The sequence below is a fragment of the Actinomadura macra NBRC 14102 genome (assembly GCF_001552215.1).
GTDB classification, from domain to species: Bacteria; Actinomycetota; Actinomycetes; order Streptosporangiales; family Streptosporangiaceae; genus Spirillospora; species Spirillospora macra.
In genome coordinates this window covers 326,897-350,211 of sequence record NZ_BCQT01000002.1, presented here as the reverse complement: position 1 = coordinate 350,211, position 23,315 = coordinate 326,897, and the positions used below count along the sequence as shown (strand labels likewise).

Genomic DNA, 23,315 nt, shown 5'->3' with positions numbered 1-23,315 from the left:
TCCGTGTGCTCCGGATGGGGTGGGCGGGTCGCGTGCCGCCATGACCATCTCCGTCTGTGACCAGGCAGAATCTAATAGGAAAGTTTCCTATTAGCGAAAATTTACCGCGATATCGTCCGGTGTTCAATGCTGAACGTTGCTCACCTTGCCCGGCACGGTACGCCCATCACGACATGATCGCGAGGCGTCCCGCGTACGCCCACCGGAGGAACTCCAGGTAAACCAGTGGATTGCCACTCCTGCCTACTTCGGGGCGGGAGTGGAGCGATGCAGGCGATGAATACGGGCACGCACGCGGAGCGAGCGCCAGCGAGCGAGAAGGTGGTGAGCCGTGCGGCCGGGGCCGGGGGCGCTGCCGGCCTGGCTTTCCACCGGGGAGGGCGGGACTAATCTCGGCCCATGCTCGGCACTGGCGTGATCTTGTCGACCGGGGGGCCGCCGTAGTTCGGCGGTTCGTCCTCGCCCGGCTCGCTGCCGTAGCCGGGAGGCGGTCTCACGGGCTTTTCCGGTTTCGTTGGTTCCCTAGGTTTCTTTGGTTCCTCCGGCTTTCTGGGCTTCCTCGGCTTCTTCTCGTGCCCGCTCCTCTTGTCACCCTTCTTCTTGGCCTTGGCTTTCGGTGTCCGGGTGGGCGAGGGCGGCCTCAGCGGGCCCGGCACGATCGACGGGCCCGGCACCGGCGACGTGCCGCCGTTCCCACCGATCTTCGGCGAGCGGTGTGTCGGTGCCGGCGTCGGATCCTGGCCGGGAAGGTGTCCGGTGCCCGCCGCGACGGCGACCCCGCCGGACGCGACCAGGATGGCGACGCCGACGAGGATCTTGACCACCATCACCCGGGGCAGTGCGGCCAGCCGGCGAACGTGCGACCTCGCGCGGCGGGACGACCCGAGCGCACCGGCCGCTTGGACGGGCCGGGCCGGGCGGGCGGCGAGGAACGCCGCGACGGCGGCGTCCTCGCCCGTCAGTTCCTCCGGGCGCGCGGGCGCCGCCGCGGCGGCCAGCACCTCCCGGAGACGGGCGAACTCGTCCGCCGCCGAACCGCCGGAGAGGTCGTCGGCAGCGGGGTCGTGGGGGGCATGACCGATCACCGAGAGGTCGTCCGTGGCGCTCTCGTGCGCGGCGCGGCGTTGCGCGGCGCAATTCTCTGGGGTGGTGCCGGGCGCGGAGCGGTCGGCGGCTGCCTGCGCTGCGGTGTCGAGCAGTTGCTCGGCGGTGCGCGGGTCAAGCCCTCCGGCCCTGTGCTGGTCGTTCATCTCACCCCTTCAGCGCCGGGTCCGCCACTTCTGTCACCTCGTTGTGCGGGCAGGGCGCCGGGCGGCGGATCCGCGGTCTCCGGTGGAACCGTGTCGGCGGGCGCCTCCGGCGAGGGGGGCGCGAGCCGCTCCGCAAGGCGGCGGAGGCCACGGTAGGCGGCGGTGCGCACGGCGCCCGCGCGTTTGCCGAGCACCTTGCCCGCCGACTTGGCGTCCAGGCCCATCACCACGCGCAGCAGCACCGCTTCGGCCTGGTCGCGCGGAAGGTCGCAGATGAGGCGCAGGGCGTCGCCGGTGGCGAGGCCGTCCAGGGCGAGCGACTCGGTGTCGCCCTCCGCCGCCATCGTGACCAGCTCCTCGACGGGCAGATCGGAGGCGGGACGGCGGGACCTGCGGCGCAGGTGGTCCAGCGCCCGGTGCCGGGTGATCGTCGCGGTCCAGCCGCGAAAGCCGTCCAGGTCGCCGCGGAAGGCGTGCAGGTCACGGGAGATCTGTAGCCATGCCTCGGACGTGACGTCCTCGGCGTCCCCGCCGACCATCGCGCCGGCGAACCGGATCAGCCGCGGCTGCACGTCGCGGTAGAGGAGGCGGAAGGACGCCTCGTCGCCGTTCTGCGCCGCGCGTAGTGCCCGGCTGAGTTCGTCCTCCTTCACCACATCTTCCGCCCGTACCTCCGCTTTCGTCACCCGGGCCATTGTGCAGGGATTTCGTGGGCGATGTGACACGAAAGGCGGGCGTGACGCTGAAGCGGTGAACGCCCCTGGCGCATTCGCGCGCCGACCGTTCCCCTACCTCCGAAGTGACGGCCAAAATGATCAGGGATGCCACGGCACGACGTCCACTCCTGGACGAGCCGCCCGCCGCGCCCGCGGTGTTCGCTGATCCGAGCGGACGGCGCCGGCGGCTCGGGCGGCGGCTCGGTTCGGCCGCCGGGGCGTTGCTCGTCTGCTACCTCGGGGCGCTCGGCGTCAGCGTGGCGACGGGCGCGGACGTGCCGCTCACAACGTGGACCGGCCCACCCGACCACCGCCGCGTGGACGGCACCGAGCGCACCGGACCGGGCACGACGCCTGAAAGCGCGCGACGCCGGGACGGAACGCCCGGGGTGCGCGGGCCAGGGGGAGGCGCTGGAACGCCGATGACGGGCCCCTCACAGGCCGGTACGGGGGGCTCGGGTGCAGCGCCGTCCGGGAGCCCGGGGACGCCTCGGCCGCCGGCCGCGACACCGACCGGAGACACGTCCACCTACCGGCCCGGCAACTCGCACGCGTCCCCACCCCAGTGGGGTCGCAAGAAGAAGTCGCGCTGACAGTGCGACCAGACGAGCCCATGCGACCAGACGAGCCCATGCGACCCGACAAGCCCGTGTGGTCCGGCGAGCCCGTGTGGTCCGGCGAGCCCGTGCGCCCCCGCGAGCCCAGGGGGCACTGGGTGCTGCTCCTCCTCGGCGCCTTGGCGCTTGCCGTTCTCCTCGTAATGGACGGGTTCGCCCGCGGCGCGGTGGGGGAGGCGCCGCACGAGGAACCGGCCGATCCGGTGCCCGCCCCGTCCGCCGTCACCGGCGGCGGACCGGTGATCAGCATGGCGGACGGCACGCCCCACGGCCTCCGGATGCCGGCCAGGACGATCGCGCTCACCTTCGACGACGGCCCCGATCCCGAATGGACACCCCGGCTGCTGGACGCGCTGCGCCGCCGGGACGCGCACGCCACGTTCTTCACGATCGGCGCCCATGTCGCCGAGCACCCCGCGCTGGCCCGCCGAATCCTGCGCGAGGGACACGAGATCGGCTCGCACACCTACACGCACGCCGACATGGCGGCGGCCCCGGCCTGGCGCAACCGCCTGGAGCTCGACCTCACGCAGCGGGCGCTGGCGGGCGCCACCGGCGTGCACACGCGATTGATGCGGATGCCGTACTCGTCCCGCCCGGACGGCCTCACCGAGGCGGAGTGGCGCGCCGCGAGACGGGCGGGCGAGGACGGGTATGTCGTCGTGCTCACCGACCGCGACACCGAGGACTGGGCCAGGCCGGGCACGGCGAAGATCGTCCAGTCGGCGCTGGCGGCGGGCCGGCGCGGCGAGGGCGCGGTCGTGATGCTGCACGACTCGGGCGGCGACCGGGCCCAGACCGTCGCGGCCGTCGCGCAGATCATCGACCAGCTCCGGCCGATGGGCTACCGGTTCACCACGCTGACCCGGGCGCTGGGGATGCCCTCGGCGCAGGTCACGGCGCCGGTGCGGGAGAGGGCCGTCGGCTGGGCGCTGGTGACGGCGCAGCGGGCCGCGGCGGCGCTGGACGGGGCGCTCGGCGTACTGTTCGCACTGGCCGGCGTCCTTTACGCGGTACGGCTCGCGGTCCTGCTGATCTTCGCGCATGTCCACGTGCGGCGGGTGCGCGGGCATCCGGGGCGGGTCTGCGGCGCGCCCGTCCTGCCCGGCGTACCCGGGTATGAGGAATTGCCGCCTGATCCGTTCCCGCCGGTGTCGGTGGTCGTCCCGGCCTACAACGAGGAGGCCGGGATCGCGGCGACGATCCGGTCACTGGTCGACACCGACTATCCGGGGGCCGTCGAGGTGATCGTGGTGGACGACGGCTCGACCGACCGTACGGCCGAGATCGTCGAGGCGCTGTCGCTGTCGCGGGTCCGGCTGCTCCGCAAGCCGAACGGTGGCAAGCCCGGCGCGCTTAACGCGGGTGTCGCGGAGGCGCGCGCGGAGATCCTCGTCCTGGTCGACGGTGACACCGTCTTCCAGCGTGACACCCTCGGGCATCTCGTCGCGGCGATGGCCGACCCGAGGGTCGGCGCGGTCAGCGGCAACACCAAGGTCGCCAACCGCGGCGGGCTCCTCGGCCGCTGGCAGCACATCGAGTACGTGATCGGCTTCAACCTCGACCGGCGGATGTTCGACGTGCTGCGGTGCATGCCGACCGTGCCCGGCGCGGTCGGCGCGTTCCGCCGCTCGGCGCTCGCGCGGGTGGGCGGCGTCCCCGGCGATACCCTCGCCGAGGACACCGACCTCACCATGGCGATCTGCCGGACCGGCCTCCGTGTCGTCTACGAGGAGAAGGCCCTGGCCTGGACGGAAGCACCGTCCTCGCTGCGGCAACTGTGGCGGCAGCGGTACCGCTGGTGCTACGGCACCATGCAGGCGATGTGGAAGCACCGCCGTGCGGTCGTCGAGCGCGGTGGTTCTGGCCGGTTCGGCCGCCGCTGTCTCCCCTACCTGCTGGTGTTCCAGGTGCTGACGCCGCTGCTCGCCCCGGCCATCGACCTGTTCGCGCTGTACGGCCTGGCGCTGCTCGACCCGGTCGGGCCCCTCCTGATGTGGTCGGCGTTCGCGGCGGTGCAGGCCACCGCCGGGGCCTACGCGCTCTGGCTGGACGGGGAGCGGCTCCGTCCGCTGTGGGCGCTGCCGCTCCAGCAGATCGTCTACCGGCAGTTGCTGTACCTGGTCGTCGTCCAGTCGGTGGCCACCGCCGTGCTCGGCGCCGGGCTCCGCTGGCACACGATCCGCCGGACGGGGACCTTCACCGATGTCCCGGAGATCCCAGCGGCGCGGTAGCGCGTCCGGACGGCCGGGAACAATCCCGGAAGGCCGTGGGTTACACAAGACAGCCGGTGTGCCTGGTGTCCCCGGGCCTCACCTTTTGCCTTCACGGAATACCGTTCGGCTGGAGCCGTGTTGTGCCTTTCGCCGAGAGGCGACCCCACACACCGGTGCACGACCAGAGCCCCGCCGGGTCGCACGACTCGGCGGGGTCTGGTCATTCCTGGGCCGGTCCCGCCCCTTCTCAGGCGGGTTCGCACCAGCTGGAAGACTTGCCGGCATGAGTCTCGCTGCGCATCTGGAGGACCTCGGCCGACCGCTCGTGGAGGAGCAGCTCGCTCATCCGACCGTCGTGGGGATCGGGCGCGGGGACCTCGCCGAGGCGGTGTTCCGATCCTGGCTGGAACAGGACTACCTCTTCCTGCACGACTACGTCCGGGTCTTCTCCCGGCTCGCCTGGCAGGCCCCCTCGGAACACCTCGGCGACCTCGTGGACCTCGCGCACGCGACGTTCCATGACGAACTCGACCTGCACCGTTCGCTTTCCGCCACCTTCGGGGCCGACCTGGACGCCGCGAAGAAGGGGCCGGCCTGCGCCGCCTACACCGCGTTCCTGCTGGACAGCGCCGCCTCCTACGCCGAAGGACTCGCCGCGCTCTACCCCTGCATGTGGGGCTACTCGACGCTCGGTGCCCGCCTCGCCGAGGACCCGCCGTCCGAGCCGCGCTACCGCCGCTGGGTCGATACCTACGCCGACCCCGGATTCGCCGCGCTGACGCGCCGCTGCGCCCAGATGATCGACGAGTCGGGGGCCGACGCGGGACGTGCCGAACGCCTGTTCCTGGAGGGGATGCGCCACGAGATCGCCTTCTGGGACGTCCCGCTCTGACCCCTCGAATCCGCTCAGCGCTGCGAGGCCAGGGCGGGGTAGTCGACGTACCCCTCCGCCTCCCCGCCGTAGACGAGTTCCGGAACGTACGGTGCCAGCGGAGCGCCGGTCGCGAAGCGTGAGGGCAGGTCCGGGTTGGAGATGAACAGCCGCCCGAACGAGAAGACGTCCGCCAGGCCCGCCGCGATGACCTCCTCGCCGGCGCGCTGCTGGGTGGCCTCCTCGCCGTTGAAGTTGCCGATGAGCGTGCCCGACCAGCGGGGCCGCAGGTCGGCGAGCGCCCCGTACGCGCCGCGCTCGATGACGTGCAGGTATGCGAGGCCGAGCGGGTCGATGGCGTCGACGAGGGCGCGGTAGGTGCCGCGCGGGTCGCGCTCGGCGATCTCGTTCTCGGGGTTGTCGGGGGAGATGCGCAGCCCGACCCGCTCCGGGCCGATCTCGGCGGCGACGGCCTCCACCACGTCCAGGGCGAAGCGGATCCGGCCGTCGAGCGAGCCGCCGAACCGGTCGGTGCGCAGGTTGGTGTTCTCGGCGAGGAACTGCTGGATGAGGTAGCCGTTCGCGCCGTGGATCTCCACCCCGTCGAACCCGGCGCGGACGGCGTTGCGCGCCTCGGCGGCGAAGGCGGCGACGGTCGCCTCGATCTCGGCGATCGTGATCGCGCGCGGCGTGACGTGGTCGACGTCCCCCACGTCCGTGAAGATCTGCTCCGACTCGATCCGTACGGGCGACGGCGCGAGGGGTGTCGCGCCGCCCGGCAGGTTGAGCGGGTGGGTCATGCGTCCTACATGCCAGAGCTGGGCGAAGATCGTGCCGCCCGCCGCGTGGACGGCCTCGGTGACCTCGCGCCAGCCCGCGACCTGCGCGTCGGTGACCAGGCCGGGGATGCCGGGACCCGCCTTGCCGTGGATGTCCGGGTAGATCCCCTCGGTGACGATCAGCCCGGCCGTCGCGCGCTGCACGTAGTAGTCCTTGGTCAGCGGATGCGGGACGCCGGTCAGGTCGTCGGCGCGTCCGCGCGTCATCGGCGCCATGGCGATCCTGTTGGGGAGCGTGAGGTGCGGCCCTTCGTACGGGTGGAGGAGCGGACTGGTCATCGTCTTCACCTTCCGTCAAGTATTTGCATGTACCTGTATTATATGTACATGCAGATATTTGCACCGCATGTACAGTGCTGTCAACGAGAGCCGAGGTGACGTGATGAGCGCGGACGGTAGTGGGACCGATGTCCAGATCTGGAACGGCGTGGTGACCTTGCACGGCCGCGTCGAGCACCGGCTGGCGAAGGCGCTGCAACGCGGCCACGGCGTCGGCCTCTCGGAGTTCCGCGCGCTCTGCCGGCTCGCGGGCGCCGACGACGGCGAGCTGCGGATGCAGGAGCTCGCCGACCTCATCGGCCTCAACCAGAGTTCGGTCAGCCGCCTCGTCGCCCGCCTGGAGACGGCAGGCCTCACCAGGCGCGCCATGTGTCCGAAGGACCGGCGCGGTGTCTACACCGTGATCACCGAGGACGGGCGGGACCTCCAGGAGCGGGCGTGCCCGACCTACCGGTCGGCCCTGACCGAGGCGCTCGACGAGGCCGCCGCCGACCCCGACCTCGGCCCGCTCGTCGTCGGGCTTCGCGGGCTGCTCGCGCTGAACTGACGTTCCCGCACCCGCCGGGGGAATGAGCGCGACCGCCGTCGAGTCGCGGTCACCACGCGCCCTCCGGCCGCCGGCCGGTCAGAAGCCGAAAGGCCCCGCCGTGCCGCCGGTGGGGATGGCGGCACCGCCGACCGCCTGCATCCGCGCGATCGCCCGGCCCACCGCCGGGGCCGCCCAGCCGCCCGCCGTCACCGCCGCGACGCGCCGGTCCAGGTCCACGACATGGGCGAACAGGACGCGGGTGAGATCGCAGGCGTGCGCGACCTCCAGCAGCGACGCCGTCCGCCGGCCGGGCACGGTGTTGTCCAGATCCGCGCCCGCGAGGGCCGCGTCGAGCCGCGCGATGATCTCCCGCCGCGGCACCGGGTTCATCTCGGGATGGCTGCTGGAGCGCAGCACACCGAGGATCCGCTGCTCCTCCTCCGCCAGGATGCCCCGTCCGATCAGCGCGTTGCGCAACCGCAGCCGCAGGGTGGCGCCGCTCAGGTCGGCGACCAGCCGGTGGGCCGGAGAGCCGGGGGCCCGGACGATCCGCGTGAACGCCTCGTCCAGCGCGGGATCGCGGAAGGACTCCTGATCGCCCGGCGACGCCGCGTCGCCGAAGGACACCGCATCACCGAAGGACACCGGATCGAGCGACGACACGGCCGGCGTGACGGGACCGTGCGGGCCGGCGTCCGCCAGAGCCGGGTGGACGCGGTCACCGTCGAGCCGGGCACGACCGGACAGCACCAGCTCGGAGAGGATCGCGCCGGCCAGGGCCAGATCGAGCTTCGCGGCGCCGATGACGGGACGCCCGCCGGCCGGATGGATGGCCAGCAGGAGAAGCTCATCGGCAATTCTCATCTGCTCGTGCTCCCTTCGCCCTCACCCCATGTGAGACGACGCGAGTCGATACCAGGTTGCCAAAAACACCCGAAAAACGTTAGCGCGCGGCCCCAGAGAAAGGGCCGCGCGCTCGTATCGCAAGGTCAGCGAACCGACCGACGGTTAAGAAACTTTCGAGATGGTCAGTGCGGCGCCGCGACCTCCCGCCGCGCCGCCGCGGCCACCGCACCGGCCGGCGTCGCCGACCCCGCGAGCGTCCGGAAACGGCGCAACCGCAGGCTGTTGCTCACCACGAACACCGACGAGAACGCCATCGCACCACCCGCGATCATCGGCGTGAGCAGCCCGGTCGCCGCCAGCGGCAGCGCCGCCACGTTGTAGGCGAACGCCCAGAACAGGTTCCCCTTGATCGTGCGCAGCGTCCGGCGGGACAGCCGGATCGCGTCCGCCGCGGCCCGCAGATCCCCGCGCACCAGCGTCAGGTCGGACGCCTCGATCGCCACGTCCGTGCCGGTCCCCATAGCGAGGCCCAGGTCGGCCTGGGCGAGCGCGGCGGCGTCGTTCACGCCGTCGCCGACCATCGCGACCGTCCGTCCCTCGTCCTGAAGGCGCTTGACCACATCGACCTTGTCCTTCGGCAGGACCTCGGCGATGACCTCCTCGATCCCGACCGCGTCCGCGACCGTCCGCGCGACGCTCTCGTTGTCTCCGGTCAGCAGGACGGGCCGCAGCCCGAGGCCGCGCAGCCACCCGATCGCCTCCGCCGAGGTCGGCTTGACCTGGTCGGCGACGGTGACCACCGCGCGGGCCGCACCGTCCCACCCCACGGCGACGGCGGTGTGCCCGAGCGCCTGCGCGTCCGCCATCGCCTTCTCCAGGACCGGCGTCAGCTCCTGCGCCCACTCGGCCAGCAGTTGCGGGCGGCCGACAAGCACGCCGTGCCCGTCCACCATCCCCTGCACGCCGAGGCCCTCGACGTTGGCGAAGTCCTCGACGGTGCCGAGCGTCCCGACCCGCTCCACCGCGCCCTTGGCGATGGCCTGGGCGATGGGGTGCTCGGACGCGTCCTCCAGCGCCCCGGCCAGCCGCAGGACCTCGGCCGCGTCCACGCCCTCGGCCGTGACGACGTCGACCAGGGCCATCCGGCCGGTGGTGACGGTGCCGGTCTTGTCCAGCACGACCGTGTCGATCGCGCGGGTCGACTCCAGCACCTCCGGACCCTTGATCAGGATGCCGAGCTGCGCGCCGCGGCCCGTCCCGACCATCAGTGCCGTCGGGGTCGCGAGGCCCAGCGCGCACGGGCAGGCGATGATCAGCACGGCGACCGCCGCGGTGAACGCCCCGGCGACGCCACCGCCCGTCCCGACCCAGAAGCCGAGCGTGCCGATCGCCAGCGCGATGACGACCGGGACGAAGATCCCCGAGATCCGGTCGGCGAGCCGCTGCACCTGCGCCTTCCCGGTCTGCGCGTCCTCCACCAGCCGGGCCATCTGGGCGAGCTGGGTGTCGGAGCCGACGCGAGTGGCCTTCACCAGCAGCCGCCCGCCCGCGTTCACGGTCGCGCCGGTGACGGTGTCGCCCGGCCCGACCTCGACCGGGACGGACTCGCCGGTCAGCAGGGAGGCGTCCACCGCGGACGACCCCTCCTCGACCGTCCCGTCCGTGGCGATCTTCTCGCCGGGGCGCACGACGAACACGTCCCCCACCGCGAGCCGCTCGACCGGGACGCGCTCCTCCCCGCTCGTGCCGTCCGGACCGTCCCGGATGACCGAGACCTCCTTGGCACCCAGTTCCAGCAGCGCCCTCAGCGCGGCGCCCGCACGGCGCTTGGAGCGCGCCTCGAAGTAGCGTCCGGCGAGGATGAACGCGATGACGCCGGACGCGGCCTCCAGGTAGATGTTCATCGACCCGTCCGAGCGGGTCATGGTGAACTCGAAGCCGTGCTTCATCCCCGGCGCACCTGCGGTCCCGAAGAACAGCGCCCACAGTGACCAGCCGAAGGCCGCCAGCGTGCCCACCGACACCAGCGTGTCCATGGTCGCGGCGCCGTGGCGCAGGTTGGTGAACGCCGCCTTGTGGAACGGCCAGCCCGCGTAGACCACCACGGGCGCGGCCAGCGTCAGCGACAGCCATTGCCAGCTCTCGAACTGCAGAGCCGGGACCATCGCCATCGCGATGACCGGCACGGACAGCACGACCGAGGTGACCAGCCGCTCCCGCAGCGTCCGCAGGCCGTCGTCGGGCTCGTCCTGGACGGTCGCGCCCTCCTCCCGCGGCGGCGGGGGCAGCTCGGCGGTGTAGCCGGCCTTCTCGACCGACGCGATCAGATCCGCGGTCGACACCTCGGGTGAGAACTCCACCCGCGCCTTCTCGGTGGCGTAGTTGACCGTGGCGGTGACACCGTCGATCTTGTTGAGGCGCTTTTCGACGCGGGCGGCGCAGGACGCGCACGTCATCCCGCCGATCGCCAGCTCGATCCGCCCGGGTTCCGCGTCGGGTACGGCGCCGGTCGTCATCGCTCCTCCTCTTCCTCGCTCGTACGGACGTCAGTGCGTGTGGTTGTGGCCTTCTTCGGGCTCTTTCGCGGGGGCGGGTACCTGTGCCGCCGAGCCGGCGTGCACGGTGAACTCCGCGGTGCGGACCTTGCCGCCGTGTTGGAAGTCCAGGTAGAGACGGTAGGCGCCCGCGCTCGGCACCTCGGCGTAGAAGGTGATGTCGGGTCCCGCCTTCGTCTTCCCGTCGCCCGGTTCCCCGTCCGGGTGGACGTGGAGGTAGGCCAGGTCACCGTTACGGAGCGCGACCAGGTGTCCGTACGCCTCCAGATACGGTTGCAGGTCCGTGACCGGCTCACCGTCCTTGCTCACCGACAGGACGAGCTTGCTGGTCCGCCCGGGTGCCAGGCTGCCGGCCAGCCGCACCTCGTAGCCGTCCACCTTGGCGACCTGCTCGGGCTTCGGCAACGGCGTGAACCGGTCGTCGCCCCCGGCGAAGATGTCGGCGCCCAGGGTCAGCTGCTGCTTCGCGCCCTCGGGCTGGACGTCGGTGAAGAACCGGTAGGTCCCCGCCTTCGGCAGCACCACCGCCACCGCCCAGACGCCGCCGCCGACCTCCGCCGGGTGCAGGTGCTGGAAGCCCGACAGGTCGCGCCGCGCGATGATCAGGTGCAGCCGCTTGCCGTGCAGAGGTGTGAACCCGGTGACGGGCTTGCCGTCCGGGCCGTTGACCGTGAACCTGAAGTCGGTCAGCTCGCCCGGCCGGAACGTCGTCCGCCGCGGGACGAGCGTGTAGCCGTCCTGAGAGATCTGGAGGCCGCCGGGTACCGGGGTACCCGTATCGCCGCCCGGCTTTCCGCCCCCGTGTTCGCCGCCCCCGTGCCCACCGTGTCCGCCGGTGTCCGCGGTGGCGCCCACCGGACCGGCGACCTTGCCGATCCCGGCGGCGCCGCCGAAGACGACGGCCAGGCCCAGGGCGTAGGCCCCCAGCTTGGTCGCTGTGTTCATCGTCCCGCTCCGTCCCTCATGCGCCCTGTCCTTAGTGCGGCACTGTCTTGCGCGCTTACTGCCTGAGTTCGTAACCGGCCTCCTCGACGGCGCCCTTGATCAGGACGTCGTCGACGGGGCCGTCGCTGGTGACGGTCACCGTGCCGGTCTTGAGGTCCACCTCGACGCCGGTGACGCCCGCGACCTGCTCGACTTCCTCGGTGACCGAGCTGACGCAGTGACCGCAGGTCATGCCGGTCACGGTGTAGGTGGCGGTGCTCATCTCGCGGCTCCTCGATTCCTTCTTACCCCTGGGGGGTATTTCATGGCCCTCATGCTGCCATAACCGGACATCCGGCACAACCCGTACCCCCTAGGGGTTATTTCGAGATCCAGGTCACACTCTCGCCGCCCCGCGCCGGGGAGGTTATCCACAGCCCGAACCCCGCCCTCTCCTCGCACTTTGTGGATATTCGTAGAGGTATCGCCCCCGGAAACCCGCCTCCCGCACCTGGATCCGACGTTGTGCACAGGTTTTTCCACAGGCATCTGCGGCCCTGTGGACGAGTTCATCGCGGATACTGGGGAGCATGCCTGAGTTGCCTGAGGTGGAGGCGCTGACCGGCTTCCTGCGGGAGCGCGCGGTCGGCCACGCCATCGCCCGCATCGATGTTCTCGCCATCTCCGCGCTGAAGACCTACGACCCGCCGGTGACCTCGCTCGGCGGCCTCACCATCACCGGCGCCGCCCGGCACGGCAAGTTCCTCGACCTCGATGTCGACGGCCTGCACCTGGTGATCCACCTGGCTCGCGCGGGTTGGCTCCGCTGGCGCGACGAGATCCCGGCGCGTCCCGTCCGCCCTGGGGGCAAGAACCCGCTCGCCCTGCGCGTCCACCTCGACGACGGCTCCGGCTTCGACCTCACCGAGGCCGGCACCAAGAAGGGCCTCGCCGTCTACGTGGTCCGTGACGCCGCCGACGTCCCCGGCGTCGCGGCGCTCGGCCCCGATCCCCTGGACCCCGCCTTCACCGCCGCGGCCCTCGCCGCGATCCTCGCGGGCAAGCGCACCCAGATCAAGGGCCTGCTCCGCGACCAGAAGGTGATCGCCGGTATCGGCAACGCCTACTCCGACGAGGTCCTGCACGTCGCGAAGATGTCCCCGTTCAAGATCGCCTCCTCCTTCACCCCGGACGATGTGACGACCCTGCACGAGGCGATCAGCACGACGCTCCGGGACGCCGTGGAGCGTTCCCGCGGGCTGGAGGCACAGGACCTCAAGGGCGAGAAGAAGACCGGCCTCCGCGTGCACGGCCGCACCGGCCAGAAATGCCCGGTCTGCGGTGACACCGTGCGCGAAGTCTCCTTCGCCGACTCGTCCCTCCAGTACTGCCCCACCTGCCAGACCGGCGGCAAACCCCTGGCCGACCGCCGGCTCTCCCGCCTCCTCAAGTAACCGGCTCCGGCCAAAGTGAAGGACCCTGACCGTGGGTCAGGGTCCGTGAGCGGGCGGCGGGGATGGGGACTGGGCGGGGACGAGTCCGATCAACGGACCTTCGGGACGTCGCCGAACAGGACGCCCACCGCGGTCCAGCGGTGGAGCTGGCAACCGTCCTTGCGGGTGAACTTGGTGTCGATCTGCTGGCCCTGCCAGGTGCCCTTGACCGTGGCGATCTCCGGACCGCCGTAGATCTGGGTGCACATCTGGTCCTTGGGGACGGGCTTGAAAGGCTGTTTGACCTTGGTGAGGGCGGCGCACGCGTCGGCGGCCTTCGGATGGTCGCCACCGGGCGGCGCGCAGTTGAGGGTCCAGGTCTTCACCGGGGCCTCCGCGGAGGCCCTGACCTGGATCTTGAGGCTGTCCACCGGACCGCCCGAGGGCTGGACGGACGTCGTGCCCGAAGGCTGGTCGGCCGCCTTGCCGGAGGACTGTTCGTCGCCGCAGGCCGCCAGTGAGAGGATCATGGCGAGGCCGGGCGTCGTCAAGAGGAGCGTCCGATACCGCATGGGTGATTCGACGCAGTGGGGCCATGCGCGGTTCCATGGGGGTGTGATGATTTTCGGGGACGATGTGCCGGCGGTGGACGCCGCTGACGTTCCGCAGGAGGGCTACCTGCTGGACGTGCGCGAACAGGAGGAGTGGGACGCGGGGCACGTGCCCGGGGCGGTCCACATCCCGATGGGCCAGCTCGGCGACCGGGCCTCCGAGGTGCCCCGTGACCAGGAGGTCTTCGTGATCTGCCGGTCCGGCGCCCGGTCCGCTCAGGTGACCGTCGCGCTCAACCAGGCGGGGTGGCTGACCCGGAACGTCGACGGCGGCATGAAGCGCTGGGCCGAGGTGGGACGTCCGATGGAGGGCGGCGGTGACGGACCGCCGTACGTTGCCTGAGTTTTAGGCACTGTACGATCGGTTTGACCGATATCCGCGGGAGCTCGGGCCAACCGGGCTGAGAGGGTGACTCGAAGGCGTCACCGACCGCATGAACCTGTCCGGGTAATGCCGGCGTAGGGAGCGTGTCCCATGACGTCCGCCGTTGACGAGCGCCGCGGAGGCGACCGCTCTCGGGACGAGGTCCCCTACACCCTCGACGAGCCGGCACCCAAGGTCCTCGGTTTCTGGGACCAGAGCGCGTTCTGGGCGAATCTCGGGGTCAGCCTGTTCGCGTTCTCCGGCGCCTACACCGTGCTGGCACCGGACGCGACCGGGAAGCCGACACTGCCGATCGTGGCGGGGATCGTCGCCATGGCGGTCGGGACGGCGCTCGGCGGGCTGATGCTCGGTCTTGCGGCGGCGCCGGGCGCGCGGACCGGGAAGCCGGCGATGGTGCTGCTGCGGGGCCTGTTCGGCGCACGGCTCTCCTACGCGCCCACGGTGTTGAACGTCGCCCAGCTGGTGGGGTGGGGGACCTTCGAACTGATCGTCATCGCGGACGCGGCGCGCGCGCTCTGGGACGGCGTCCCCCGGTGGACCTACGTCATCGCGGCCGGGATCCTCACCACGGTTCTGACCATCTGGCCGCTCGGGTCGGTGCGGATGCTGCGCCGGTACGTGACCGCGGCCGTGATGGTCGCCCTCGTGTACTTCTACATCCAGCTCGTGCGCGAGCCTCTCCCCGACCTGACGGAAGGGTCCTGGGGCGGGTTCTGGATCGGAGCCGACGCTGCGCTGGCCGTTTCCATCTCGTGGGTTCCGGTCGCCGCCGACTACACACGGCATGCCCGAAGCGCGCGCGGGGCGTTCGGTGCCGCGTCCATCGGCTATTCGGTCACGCAGATCATCGCCTACGTTCTCGGACTGCTGGCCCTGGCGCTGGTCGCGGGCGACTCCTCCAAGGTCTTCGATCCGTTCCTGAACGTGACCCTTGGCGTGTTGTTCTTCGCGGTGTTCGTCCTGCGGGAGGCCGACCAGTCCTTCGCCAACGTGTACTCGACGGCCGTCTCGATCCAGAACCTCGTCCCGCGTGCGGACCGGCGGGTCCTGACGATCGCGCTGGGCACGGGCATCACCGTCCTCGCGCTGGTCCTGGACATCGGCGACTACGCGAGTTTCCTGTCGCTGATCGGCTCGGTGTTCGTGCCCATGCTCGGCGTCCTCGCCGCCGACTTCTTCCTCGGCCGGGGCAGGGGACGCGGGTGGGACATGTCGCGGACGGCGCCGTCGCGGTGGGGGATGGTCGCGGCGTGGATCCTCGGCATCGCCGCCTACCAAATGATCAACCCGGGCACCGTGAGCCGCTGGGCGGCGTTCTGGACGGACGCCCAGGACGCGCTGCACTTCACCCCACAAAGCTGGATGAGCGCCTCACTGCTGTCGTTCCTGGTGGCCGCGACCGCCGCACTACTCATCGGTAGGGCGACCCGGGCGGCGCGCTGAGGGGCCGTCCGGCACGCCCGCACCGAAGGCCGATTTCACCGCCTTCGAGGCCCCTGAAGTGGCGTTCTTCCGGTAGATCGGTCGAGCCGGTGGGAACTTTTCGGCCCGGGTTGCCGGGCGCCGAGCCCGGATGCGGTGGCACGATGACAGACGTGCACCACCACGTCCACGACCCCATCGCGCGCGCCGTCATCGAGAGCGCCGCCGACGCGATCGTGGCCGTCGACCAGCGGCACCGGGTCACGGTATGGAACCCGGCGGCCGAGCGGATGTTCGGTTGGACGGCCGAGGAGATGGTCGGACGTATCCCCCCGATCGTCCCGGACGAGCTGAAGGCCGAGCACAACGCCGTCCAGGAGCGGCTGCTCACCCGGCGGCCCGGAGAGGGCGAGAGCGGGCAGATCTCGATCGCGACCCGGCGGTTCCATCAGGACGGCCGGCTCATCGACGTGCGCATCGACACCAGCCTCCTGAAGGACCCCGCCGGCACGCCGCTCGGCTGGGTCGGGGTGTACCACCCGGTGGAGGACGACGAGATCGTCCAGCACCATATGGCCGAGCGGGCGCGGCTCGTCCGGCGGCTGAACGACATCGTCGCCGACCTGAACGCCGAGCTGGATCTCGCCGTCGTGCTCGACCGGATCACGGCCGCGCTCATCGAGCTGACCGGCGCCGACGCCGGCGGGTTCGTGCGGATCGAGGGGGAGCGGCTGCGGCTGGTGAGCATGTCCGGGCTGCCCGAGCACATGCGCGGCACGTCCGCCGAGCTGCGGCCGAGCCTGGTCGGCGAGCTGCTGCGGTCGGGCAAGACGGTGAAGCTCGCGACGGGCGAGCGGCGCCTCGGCGATCTCGTCTGGTCCGAGCTGGACGGCCTGCACACGGTCGCACTCGGCCTGTCCTATTTGCAGAACCGTCCGTACGGCGCCCTGTACGCGCTGTTCTCCGGCCGCAAGATCGGGCACATGGAGCTGGAACTGCTGGAGCTCCTCGCCGGCCACGCCGGGGTCGCGGTCGGCAACGCCGTCGCGTACGCGGAGGTGGTCCGGCAGCGCGCGCACGAGCGCGCCGTCATCGACTCCAGCGCCGACGGCATCGCGGTGCTCGACCATGACCTCGTCGTCCGGCAGTGGAACCCCGCCGCGCACACCCTCACCGGCATCCCCCCGGAGGACGCCCTCGGCCGCCCGCTGCCGTTCGCGATGCCCGCGCTCGGCGAGATGCTCACGTTCCCGCTGGAATCGGGAACCTGGCTGAACGTGCTGGCCGCCGAGATCGAGGAGACCGGCGAGCTGGTCGTGGACTTCCGGGACGTGTCCGAAGCGAAGGCCCTCGAAGAGGCCAAGGACCTGTTCCTCGCGACGACCAGCCACGAGCTCCGCACCCCGATCACGGTCGTCCAGGGCTTCGCGTCCACGCTGGTCAACCGGTGGGACGAGCTGGCCGACCCCGACCGCCGCGCCGCCGTGGCCACGATCGCCGAGCGTGCCCAGTCACTCGCCCGCCTCGTCGAGCACCTGCTGCTCGGCTCACGCGCGGGCGCCGACGAGCTCGCCGTGACGATCGAGCCGTTCGACGTGAGGCGCGTCCTGGAGGGCGTCGTCGGCGGGTTCCGATCACTCTCACCGCTGCACCGCGTGGAGTTGGAGATCGCACCGGACCTCCCGTCCGCCCAGGGCGACCCCATGGCGACCGACATCGTCCTAGGGCAGCTTCTGGAGAACGCCTTCAAGTACTCACCGGACGGCGGCACAGTCTGGGTACGCGCGCGCGCCGACGGCCCCGACGTGGTCGTGACGGTCGTGGACGAGGGCATCGGCATCGCCCCCGGCGATCACGACCGGATCTTCGAGCGGTTCGTCCAGGGCGAAGCCGGGGACCGTCGCCGGTTCGGGGGCATCGGCCTCGGGCTCTACATCGTCAAACGCCTCACCGAGGCACAGGGTGGAGCGATCTCCGCCCATCCGGGCCGCCCTTATAGTGATGCATTTCACACTAACCCACGAAAAACCCCGTCGAGTGTGACGACAATCTCAGAATCCGGGGGCCCCGCCCGTCGAACGGATGTCCGGAAAGGCGTCACGACCGGGCACGACACCGCCCCCACGGGGGAGGGCACGTGCATGCGCCTGGCCCTCCGGAGGGCCGAATGAGCGCCGCCACGCGGCGCCCGCGACGGTCACTATCCGTAACGATAGAAGGCACTGAACCGGCGGGTGAGAACGCTGTGACCGGCGCTTTCCCCCTTCCTGACAGGTGGCAGCCTGGGCTTCTGCGGGAAAGTTCGGTGGCTGCAGGGTGTGATGGACGAAACGCGCGCGTGAGGAGTAATCCGCCGTTGGCTGGATAGATCCATTGTTGGTCGCCGTTGGTAACGAGATTCCGTTCCGACGCCACAAACGGGGGTGATCACCGTGACCGGATGGCCGGTGACTCGTTGTGCAGGTGGCGAACCACATCTCCCGTGTTTCCGGTCGGTGACATCGGGGCATTTCGGTCGTACCGGAAGAGCGGCGACGGGTCTCGTCCGAGCAAACGAATCCACGAGGAGGTGAGGGCGTCGAGCGTCGTACTGCTCCCACACGCGCCGTCCAGCGTCGCGGTCGCCCGCAAGCGCCTCAGCTCCGAGCTGGTCGCCTCGGGGGTCTACGAGTCCATCGTGGACGACGCCAGCGTCATCGTGAGCGAGCTCATCAGCAACGCCCTCCGGCACGCGCGCCCACTCCCGTCCGGTCAGGTCAAGGTCTGCTGGCTACGGCGCGGCGACATGCTCGAACTGGAGGTCAGCGACGGCGGCGCGATGACCGAACCTCGCCGCGGCCCCGGCACCCTGTCCTCACTGGGCGGCCGCGGCCTTGGCATCGTCGAGGCCCTCTCCGAAGGCTGGGGCGTCCGCCACGAGGACGGCGCCACCACCGTCTGGGCCATCCTCCGCGCACCCCGCTCATCCAGCCCGAACGGCTCCGCCGCCCCCACCGGCGCCCACGCCGTCGTCCCCGAGCGAACCGACCTCCCGGACGCCGTCGACGAACCGGACAGCCACCTTTTCACCGGAACCAGGTATGGAGCGGCCCCAAGTCGGGCATACCCCGGCTAGAGAGACCAGCACTTCACCTTGTATGGTCCTCTTCAAGCTCGGGCGCTGTCGTGCCCCCGTCGACACCGCCCGAGCTGTTTATATTGTGTTGTTCTTGGCGTCGGGCCTGGCGGCCCTCCTTCGGCGAACAACACGGCGATCGCTGCATCGCTTTCGACTCGCCCCAGAGGGCTCGCTTCGCGATCAGTTCCTCGCAGGCTCGGAACTGGCTTCGCACGCGATCGCAACGTGACCGGTCGGCACCACCTGGGCTTACAGCTTCCTCCGGTACAGGCTGGTGGTCATCTGCCACGCGTTGGCTCGCCTGGCGGCTCGCCTCGCGACGACATCTGGATGGTCCGCGACACCCTGGGTAGGGCCGGCGCAGGCCCGAATCGGCCGACATGACCCGATCTCGACCCCAAACCATCGTTGCCTGCACCCCCCACCCGAACACCCGCACGCCGACCTCAGCCACCACCCAAGCCACCAACGACCCAAACCGCTGCGATCGCGTGCGAAGCCAGGTGCGAGCGAAGCGAGAACCTGATCGCGAAGCGAGCCGCTAGGCGAGTCGGGAGCGATGCAGCGATCGCCGCAGTGCCCGCCGAAGGGAGGGCCTCCAAGGCCCGACCGCCAAGGGCACTGCAATAAACACGCGCATCGACGCCAGCCCCTGCCCAGCCGTCGACGCCCTCAAGGCGTGCGATCGCGTGCGAAGCCAGTTCCGAGCCTGCGAGGGACTGATCGCGAAGCGAGCCGCTAGGTGAGTCGAAAGCGATGCAGCGATCGCCGCACCGCCCGTTGAAGGGAGGGCCTTCAAGGCCCGACCGCCAAGGGGGGTGCTCTAAATATCGGACACGACATGCAGCGGGGGCCGCCTCGGCCGGTGCCTAGTTCGCTGCCGGTTATGCGGATGACCTCGATGCCTGCTGTTTCCAGTTGGGCGTTGGTCTCGATGTTGCGTTCGTAGGCGACGCAGAGGCGGGGGGCTACGGCGAGAGTGTTGTTGCCGTCGTCCCACTGTTCGCGTTCGGCGGTGACGGGGTCCAGGCCGGTGTCGATGACCTTGAGGCGGTCCAGGCCCATGGCTTCGGCGGCGGCTTCGAGGAAGGGGCGGGGTTCGGTGACGTGGAGGTCGCCGTTCGACAGGGTGACCGTGTAGGCGGTCAGAGAGTGTGCCACCGGGGGGTACATGACGACGGTGTCGACGTCCACCATGGTGCAGACGGTGTCAAGGTGCATTGTGGCGCGTTCCTGGGCGATCGGAACGGCGAGGATGGTGTGGGCGAGGCCCGCTCCGATGACCTGGCGAGCCAGGCGTTCGACGCCTGCGGGGGTGGTTCGCTCGCCGGTGCCGACGGCGATCACGCCGGGGCAGAGGAGGAGGACGTCGCCGCCTTCCAGGTGTTCCATCTCCGGGGTGTAGATCGGCTCCACGCCTGCGAAGCGGGGGTGGTGGGCGTAGATCAGGCCGGTCAGGGTGGCTTCGCGGCGGCGGGCCTCCATCGCGAGGCTGGTGACGGCGACCCGGTCGCCGATCCAGGTGCTGTTGTCGCGGGTAAACAGCAGGCCGGGGAGGGGGTCGACGATGAAGTCCATGCGGTCCATGAGGCGGTAGACCAGGCCGTGTCCGGCCTTCAGCTCCTCGTGGGCCAGTCCGGCGATCAGGGTGTGGGCGAGGTTCTCGGGGTCCTGGTCGCGTAGGTAGCCCTCGACGACGCCGCGGAGCTGGTCGCCGAGACGGAGGTCGGCGGTGGCGTCGGCGATGGCACGCTCCCGGGCGGCCTCGTACTCCAGGGCGTCCTGGAGCAGTTCGGTGACGTACAGGACCTCGACGCCGCGTGAGCGGAGCGCCTCGGCGAAGGCGTCGTGCTCCTCCTGGGCTCGGCCGACCCAGGGGATGGCGTCGAACAGCAGCTTGTCGCTGTTGCGCGGGGTGAGCCTCTTCAGCTCCGCGCCCGGACGGTGCAGCATGACGGTGCGCAGCCGCCCGACCTCGCTGGTGACCGTGTGCTCGTACGCCGTTGTGTCCGTCACAAGAGAAAGTCTAGGTCGCCGGGGTTGTGACAGGATTCCGGGGTGATCGGCAGGACCGCCGCACTCCCCCTTCACCTGACGGCCGCCACACTGCTGCGGGTCTCCGCCGAGGGCCTGGCGACGGCGTTGGTCCTGACCGTGCAAGCGCGGACGGGGCACGCCGCAAGCGCCGGGTACCTCCAGACCGCGATGACGCTCCCGTACGTGCTGAGCGGGCCGGTGATCGGCAATGTGATCGATCGGGTGGCGCGTCCTCGGCGTGTCGCGGTCGTCCTGGCGGTCGGTTACGCCGCCGCGACGGCGGTGCTGCTGCTGATGGCGGGGCGTTCCCCGATGGTGCTCGCGTTGTGCGTGGCGGGGGTGATCGGGTGCACGGAGCCGGTGGTGGTGGCTCTGACCGGGTTTCTTCCGCGTTTCGTGGCGGTCGGGCGGCTCTCGCGGGCCTATGGGTTGGAGGCTTCCAGTTACAACCTTGCTGCTATTGCGGGACCCGGGCTGGCGGCGGCGCTCGCCGCGTCGCTGGGGGGCCAGTACGCCGGGATCGCGATCGTCGTCAGCGCTGTCGTGGGGCTGTTCGTGCTGCCCCTGCTGCCCTTCCCGGGGGCCGGGGGCGACGTTCCGGAGGGCGGGTGGACGGGGGTCGTCTCGGGTGGGCTGGTCGTCCTGGCCAGAGGGCGGGTGCTGCGGGCGCTGACGGCGGCGACGACGCTGGCGTGGCTGGGGTTCGGCGGGGTCGCGGTGACGGCCGTGCTGCTCGCCCAACACCTCGGGGATGCGCCGAGTGCGGGCGGGCGGATGCTGGTGGCGATGGCGATCGGGTCGTTCCTCGGGGCCCTCGCGGCCAGCCGGTGGCTGACGCCGCGGCATGCCGAGCCGGTGATGCTCGGCGGGCTCGTCGCGTTCGGCGTGTCGCTGGCGTCGCTTTCGGTGGTGCCGTCGGTTCCGTGGGCGATGGCCTCCTTCGCCGCCGCGGGAGTGTTCGAGGGACCGGTGTTCGCGGCGACGCTGATGCTCCGGCAGCGGGAGTCACCGCCGGATCGGCTCGGTCAGGTCAACACGACGGCGGGCAGCCTCAAGATCGGCGCTTCGGCGCTCGGGGCGGCGCTGACCGCTGTGACGGCGGACGCGGTGGGGCCGGTCGGGCTCGTCCTGGCGATCGCGTCCTTCCAGTTCATGGGGGCTGCGCTGGGGTGGTACCTGCTGCGCGGAAAACCGGTCGACTTCCCGGGTGCCGGCTCGTAGTCTGCGAACCATGTTCCTCGCAGCCGGCACCCGGACGCTCGCAGGCGAATGCCTGCAGGGCGCGGTGCCGGCTGCCTTCCTGGCAGCGGCAGCAGTCGCGGTCGCCAACGGCGGCGCGCGAAGCTGACCCCTCTCCGTCCACCTCCGGAGAACCAGCGGAGGGGGGTGGGCCTGAACGCGTGTCCTGTGCGGACGCGCGTGGTTCTCACCGGATCCACCAGTGAGGACGAAGATCATGGCCAAGCAGGTCTACGAGCGCGCCAAGCCGCATCTCAACATCGGGACGATGGGGCACGTCGACCACGGCAAGACCACCCTGACCGCGGCGATCACCAAGGTGCTCGCCGGGCGGGGGCTGGCGTCCGCCATACCGTTCGAGGGCATCGACCGCGCCCCCGAGGAGCGCGACCGCGGCATCACCATCAACGTCGCGCACGTCGAGTACGCGACCGAGACCCGGCACTACGCCCACGTCGACATGCCGGGGCACGCCGACTACGTGAAGAACATGATCACGGGTGCGGCGCAGGTGGACGGCGCCGTGCTGGTCGTCTCGGCGCAGGACGGCGCGATGCCGCAGACACGGGAGCACATCGTGCTCGCGCATCAGGTCGGCGTCCGGCACATCGTCGTGGCGCTCAACAAGGCCGACATGGTCGAGGACGGCGAGATCCTCGACCTCGTCGAGCTGGAGGTGCGGGAACTGTTGTCGGAGTACGGGTTCCCCGGCGAGGAGATCCCCGTCGTCCGGGTGTCCGGGTTGCGGGCGCTGGAGGGCGACCCGTACTGGATGGCCCGGATCGGTGACCTGCTCGACGCGATCGACGCGTACGTGCCGGTTCCCGAGCGGGTGCTGGACAGGCCGTTCCTCATGCCCGTGGAGAACGTGCTCACCATCACCGGACGCGGGACGGTCGTGACCGGCGTGGTGGCGCAGGGGGCGATCCGTCTCGGCGACGCGATCGAGGTCGTCGGGCTGGGCGAGTCGTTCGGCTCCGTCGCGACGGGGCTGGAGACCTTCGGCCAGTCGATGGACCATGCGGAGGCGGGCGACAACACCGCCATGCTGCTGCGCGGCGTCCGGCGCGACCAGGTGCGGCGCGGTCAGGTGATCAGTACGCCGGGCGCGATCCGGCCGCACACGCGGTTCCGCGCGCGCGTCCGGGTGCTGACTGCGGGGGAGGGCGGCCGGAGCAGGCCGTTCTTCCACGGCTATCGCCCGCAGTTCCACTTCCGCACCACGGACGTCGTCGGCGGCGTGGACCTCGGCGGTGACGGCGGCATGGCGTTGCCCGGCGACTCGGTCGAGATGGCCGTCGAGCTCGGCAAGCCGGTCGCGATGACCGAGGGGCTCGGCTTCGCCATCCGCGAGGGCGGCCTCACGGTCGGCGCGGGCACGGTGACCGTGCTGCTCGACTGACCGGCTGCTCGACCAGGAGTCGGAGC

At 71.0% G+C, this 23,315-nt stretch carries 20 protein-coding genes and 1 riboswitch; of the genes, 11 read left to right on the top strand and 9 right to left on the bottom strand.

The features are described 5' to 3' along the window. Positions 1-386: 386 nt before the first annotated feature. Positions 387-1,250: a hypothetical protein gene (locus AMA02S_RS02845; protein WP_067450987.1), complete on the bottom strand. Its 864-nt coding sequence runs from the start codon at positions 1,248-1,250 to the stop codon at positions 387-389. Next, positions 1,247-1,936 carry an RNA polymerase sigma factor gene (locus AMA02S_RS02840; RefSeq protein WP_245667319.1) on the bottom strand — a complete coding sequence of 230 codons (690 nt, stop codon included), beginning with the start codon at positions 1,934-1,936 and terminating at the stop codon, positions 1,247-1,249. The genes AMA02S_RS02845 and AMA02S_RS02840 overlap by 4 nt, the downstream gene beginning before the upstream one ends. Positions 1,937-2,061: 125 nt before the next feature. On the opposite strand from AMA02S_RS02840, the gene AMA02S_RS41280 reads away from it, so the two are divergent. The 3 genes from AMA02S_RS41280 to AMA02S_RS02830 all read left to right on the top strand — a co-directional run bounded on the left by AMA02S_RS41280 (position 2,062) and on the right by AMA02S_RS02830 (position 5,691). Beyond that, positions 2,062-2,559 (top strand): hypothetical protein, encoded by a 498-nt coding sequence (locus AMA02S_RS41280; RefSeq protein ID WP_157430334.1) that lies wholly within the window; start codon positions 2,062-2,064, stop codon positions 2,557-2,559. A gap of 38 nt (positions 2,560-2,597) precedes the next feature. Beyond that, a complete protein-coding gene (locus AMA02S_RS02835; RefSeq protein WP_067450981.1) occupies positions 2,598-4,817 on the top strand; it encodes a bifunctional polysaccharide deacetylase/glycosyltransferase family 2 protein in 2,220 nt (739 codons plus the stop codon). 265 nt (positions 4,818-5,082) lie between these two features. After that, a complete protein-coding gene (locus tag AMA02S_RS02830; protein ID WP_067450978.1) occupies positions 5,083-5,691 on the top strand; it encodes a TenA family protein in 609 nt (202 codons plus the stop codon). Between the two features lie 14 nt (positions 5,692-5,705). Here the strand turns inward: AMA02S_RS02830 and AMA02S_RS02825 are convergent, their stop codons facing one another. Next, positions 5,706-6,788: an alkene reductase gene (locus AMA02S_RS02825; protein ID WP_067450975.1), complete on the bottom strand. Its 1,083-nt coding sequence runs from the start codon at positions 6,786-6,788 to the stop codon at positions 5,706-5,708. A 103-nt stretch (positions 6,789-6,891) separates the two neighbouring features. Between AMA02S_RS02825 and AMA02S_RS02820 the strand changes: the two genes are divergently transcribed. Further along, entirely contained in the window at positions 6,892-7,335 is a 444-nt protein-coding gene (locus AMA02S_RS02820) for a MarR family winged helix-turn-helix transcriptional regulator (RefSeq protein ID WP_067450972.1), read from the top strand. 78 nt (positions 7,336-7,413) lie between these two features. On the opposite strand, the gene AMA02S_RS02815 is transcribed toward AMA02S_RS02820, so the two are convergent. The 4 genes from AMA02S_RS02815 to AMA02S_RS02800 form a co-directional block, all read right to left on the bottom strand. Continuing rightward, a complete protein-coding gene (locus AMA02S_RS02815; RefSeq protein WP_067450969.1) occupies positions 7,414-8,181 on the bottom strand; it encodes a GOLPH3/VPS74 family protein in 768 nt (255 codons plus the stop codon). 164 nt (positions 8,182-8,345) lie between these two features. Then, positions 8,346-10,679: a heavy metal translocating P-type ATPase gene (locus AMA02S_RS02810; RefSeq protein WP_067450966.1), complete on the bottom strand. Its 2,334-nt coding sequence runs from the start codon at positions 10,677-10,679 to the stop codon at positions 8,346-8,348. A 30-nt stretch (positions 10,680-10,709) separates the two neighbouring features. After that, complete coding sequence (locus AMA02S_RS02805) at positions 10,710-11,663, bottom strand: DUF8832 domain-containing protein (RefSeq protein ID WP_067450963.1); 954 nt, start codon at positions 11,661-11,663, stop codon at positions 10,710-10,712. Positions 11,664-11,718: 55 nt separating this feature from the next. Then, positions 11,719-11,925: a heavy-metal-associated domain-containing protein gene (locus tag AMA02S_RS02800; RefSeq protein WP_067450960.1), complete on the bottom strand. Its 207-nt coding sequence runs from the start codon at positions 11,923-11,925 to the stop codon at positions 11,719-11,721. 307 nt (positions 11,926-12,232) lie between these two features. Between AMA02S_RS02800 and AMA02S_RS02795 the strand changes: the two genes are divergently transcribed. Further along, the gene (locus tag AMA02S_RS02795) at positions 12,233-13,096 is read left to right on the top strand and encodes an Fpg/Nei family DNA glycosylase (RefSeq protein ID WP_067450957.1); all 864 of its coding nucleotides are present in this window, start codon (positions 12,233-12,235) and stop codon (positions 13,094-13,096) included. A gap of 89 nt (positions 13,097-13,185) precedes the next feature. On the opposite strand, the gene AMA02S_RS02790 is transcribed toward AMA02S_RS02795, so the two are convergent. Continuing rightward, the gene (locus AMA02S_RS02790; RefSeq protein ID WP_245667318.1) at positions 13,186-13,626 is read right to left on the bottom strand and encodes an SSI family serine proteinase inhibitor; all 441 of its coding nucleotides are present in this window, start codon (positions 13,624-13,626) and stop codon (positions 13,186-13,188) included. Positions 13,627-13,696: 70 nt separating this feature from the next. Here AMA02S_RS02790 and AMA02S_RS02785 point away from each other — a divergent pair, with 70 nt between their 5' ends. The 4 genes from AMA02S_RS02785 (at position 13,697) to AMA02S_RS02770 (ending at position 18,608) form a co-directional block, all read left to right on the top strand. Then, positions 13,697-14,029, top strand: coding sequence for a rhodanese-like domain-containing protein (locus AMA02S_RS02785; RefSeq protein ID WP_067451545.1), 333 nt, complete (start codon positions 13,697-13,699; stop codon positions 14,027-14,029). Positions 14,030-14,055: 26 nt separating this feature from the next. After that, positions 14,056-14,169: riboswitch (TPP riboswitch) on the top strand. Further along, on the top strand, positions 14,162-15,514 hold the full coding sequence (locus AMA02S_RS02780) for a purine-cytosine permease family protein (protein WP_067450953.1): 1,353 nt from the start codon (positions 14,162-14,164) through the stop codon (positions 15,512-15,514). (Overlaps the previous riboswitch by 8 nt.) 143 nt (positions 15,515-15,657) lie before the next feature. Then, positions 15,658-17,664, top strand: coding sequence for a sensor histidine kinase (locus tag AMA02S_RS02775; protein WP_084264463.1), 2,007 nt, complete (start codon positions 15,658-15,660; stop codon positions 17,662-17,664). A 398-nt stretch (positions 17,665-18,062) separates the two neighbouring features. Further along, complete coding sequence (locus AMA02S_RS02770; protein ID WP_067450950.1) at positions 18,063-18,608, top strand: ATP-binding protein; 546 nt, start codon at positions 18,063-18,065, stop codon at positions 18,606-18,608. A 798-nt stretch (positions 18,609-19,406) separates the two neighbouring features. On the opposite strand, the gene AMA02S_RS02765 is transcribed toward AMA02S_RS02770, so the two are convergent. Continuing rightward, the gene (locus AMA02S_RS02765; protein ID WP_084264462.1) at positions 19,407-20,627 is read right to left on the bottom strand and encodes an arginine deiminase; all 1,221 of its coding nucleotides are present in this window, start codon (positions 20,625-20,627) and stop codon (positions 19,407-19,409) included. Positions 20,628-20,669: 42 nt separating this feature from the next. On the opposite strand from AMA02S_RS02765, the gene AMA02S_RS02760 reads away from it, so the two are divergent. Next, on the top strand, positions 20,670-21,869 hold the full coding sequence (locus AMA02S_RS02760) for an MFS transporter (protein ID WP_067450948.1): 1,200 nt from the start codon (positions 20,670-20,672) through the stop codon (positions 21,867-21,869). A 235-nt stretch (positions 21,870-22,104) separates the two neighbouring features. Then, complete coding sequence (tuf, locus tag AMA02S_RS02755; protein WP_067450945.1) at positions 22,105-23,289, top strand: elongation factor Tu; 1,185 nt, start codon at positions 22,105-22,107, stop codon at positions 23,287-23,289. Positions 23,290-23,315: the final 26 nt, after the last annotated feature.

What these genes read in the sequence shown, in the direction of transcription:
- AMA02S_RS02845 (WP_067450987.1), bottom strand. Translation starts at nt 1,250, where the DNA reads ATGAACGACCAGCACAGGGCCGGAGGGCTTGACCCGCGCACCGCCGAG.
- AMA02S_RS41280 (WP_157430334.1), top strand. Translation starts at nt 2,062, where the DNA reads ATGATCAGGGATGCCACGGCACGACGTCCACTCCTGGACGAGCCGCCC.
- AMA02S_RS02835 (WP_067450981.1), top strand. Translation starts at nt 2,598, where the DNA reads ATGCGACCCGACAAGCCCGTGTGGTCCGGCGAGCCCGTGTGGTCCGGC.
- AMA02S_RS02830 (WP_067450978.1), top strand. Translation starts at nt 5,083, where the DNA reads ATGAGTCTCGCTGCGCATCTGGAGGACCTCGGCCGACCGCTCGTGGAG.
- AMA02S_RS02825 (WP_067450975.1), bottom strand. Translation starts at nt 6,788, where the DNA reads ATGACCAGTCCGCTCCTCCACCCGTACGAAGGGCCGCACCTCACGCTC.
- AMA02S_RS02820 (WP_067450972.1), top strand. Translation starts at nt 6,892, where the DNA reads ATGAGCGCGGACGGTAGTGGGACCGATGTCCAGATCTGGAACGGCGTG.
- AMA02S_RS02815 (WP_067450969.1), bottom strand. Translation starts at nt 8,181, where the DNA reads ATGAGAATTGCCGATGAGCTTCTCCTGCTGGCCATCCATCCGGCCGGC.
- AMA02S_RS02810 (WP_067450966.1), bottom strand. Translation starts at nt 10,679, where the DNA reads ATGACGACCGGCGCCGTACCCGACGCGGAACCCGGGCGGATCGAGCTG.
- AMA02S_RS02805 (WP_067450963.1), bottom strand. Translation starts at nt 11,663, where the DNA reads ATGAACACAGCGACCAAGCTGGGGGCCTACGCCCTGGGCCTGGCCGTC.
- AMA02S_RS02800 (WP_067450960.1), bottom strand. Translation starts at nt 11,925, where the DNA reads ATGAGCACCGCCACCTACACCGTGACCGGCATGACCTGCGGTCACTGC.
- AMA02S_RS02795 (WP_067450957.1), top strand. Translation starts at nt 12,233, where the DNA reads ATGCCTGAGTTGCCTGAGGTGGAGGCGCTGACCGGCTTCCTGCGGGAG.
- AMA02S_RS02780 (WP_067450953.1), top strand. Translation starts at nt 14,162, where the DNA reads ATGACGTCCGCCGTTGACGAGCGCCGCGGAGGCGACCGCTCTCGGGAC.
- AMA02S_RS02775 (WP_084264463.1), top strand. Translation starts at nt 15,658, where the DNA reads ATGACAGACGTGCACCACCACGTCCACGACCCCATCGCGCGCGCCGTC.
- tuf (WP_067450945.1), top strand. Translation starts at nt 22,105, where the DNA reads ATGGCCAAGCAGGTCTACGAGCGCGCCAAGCCGCATCTCAACATCGGG.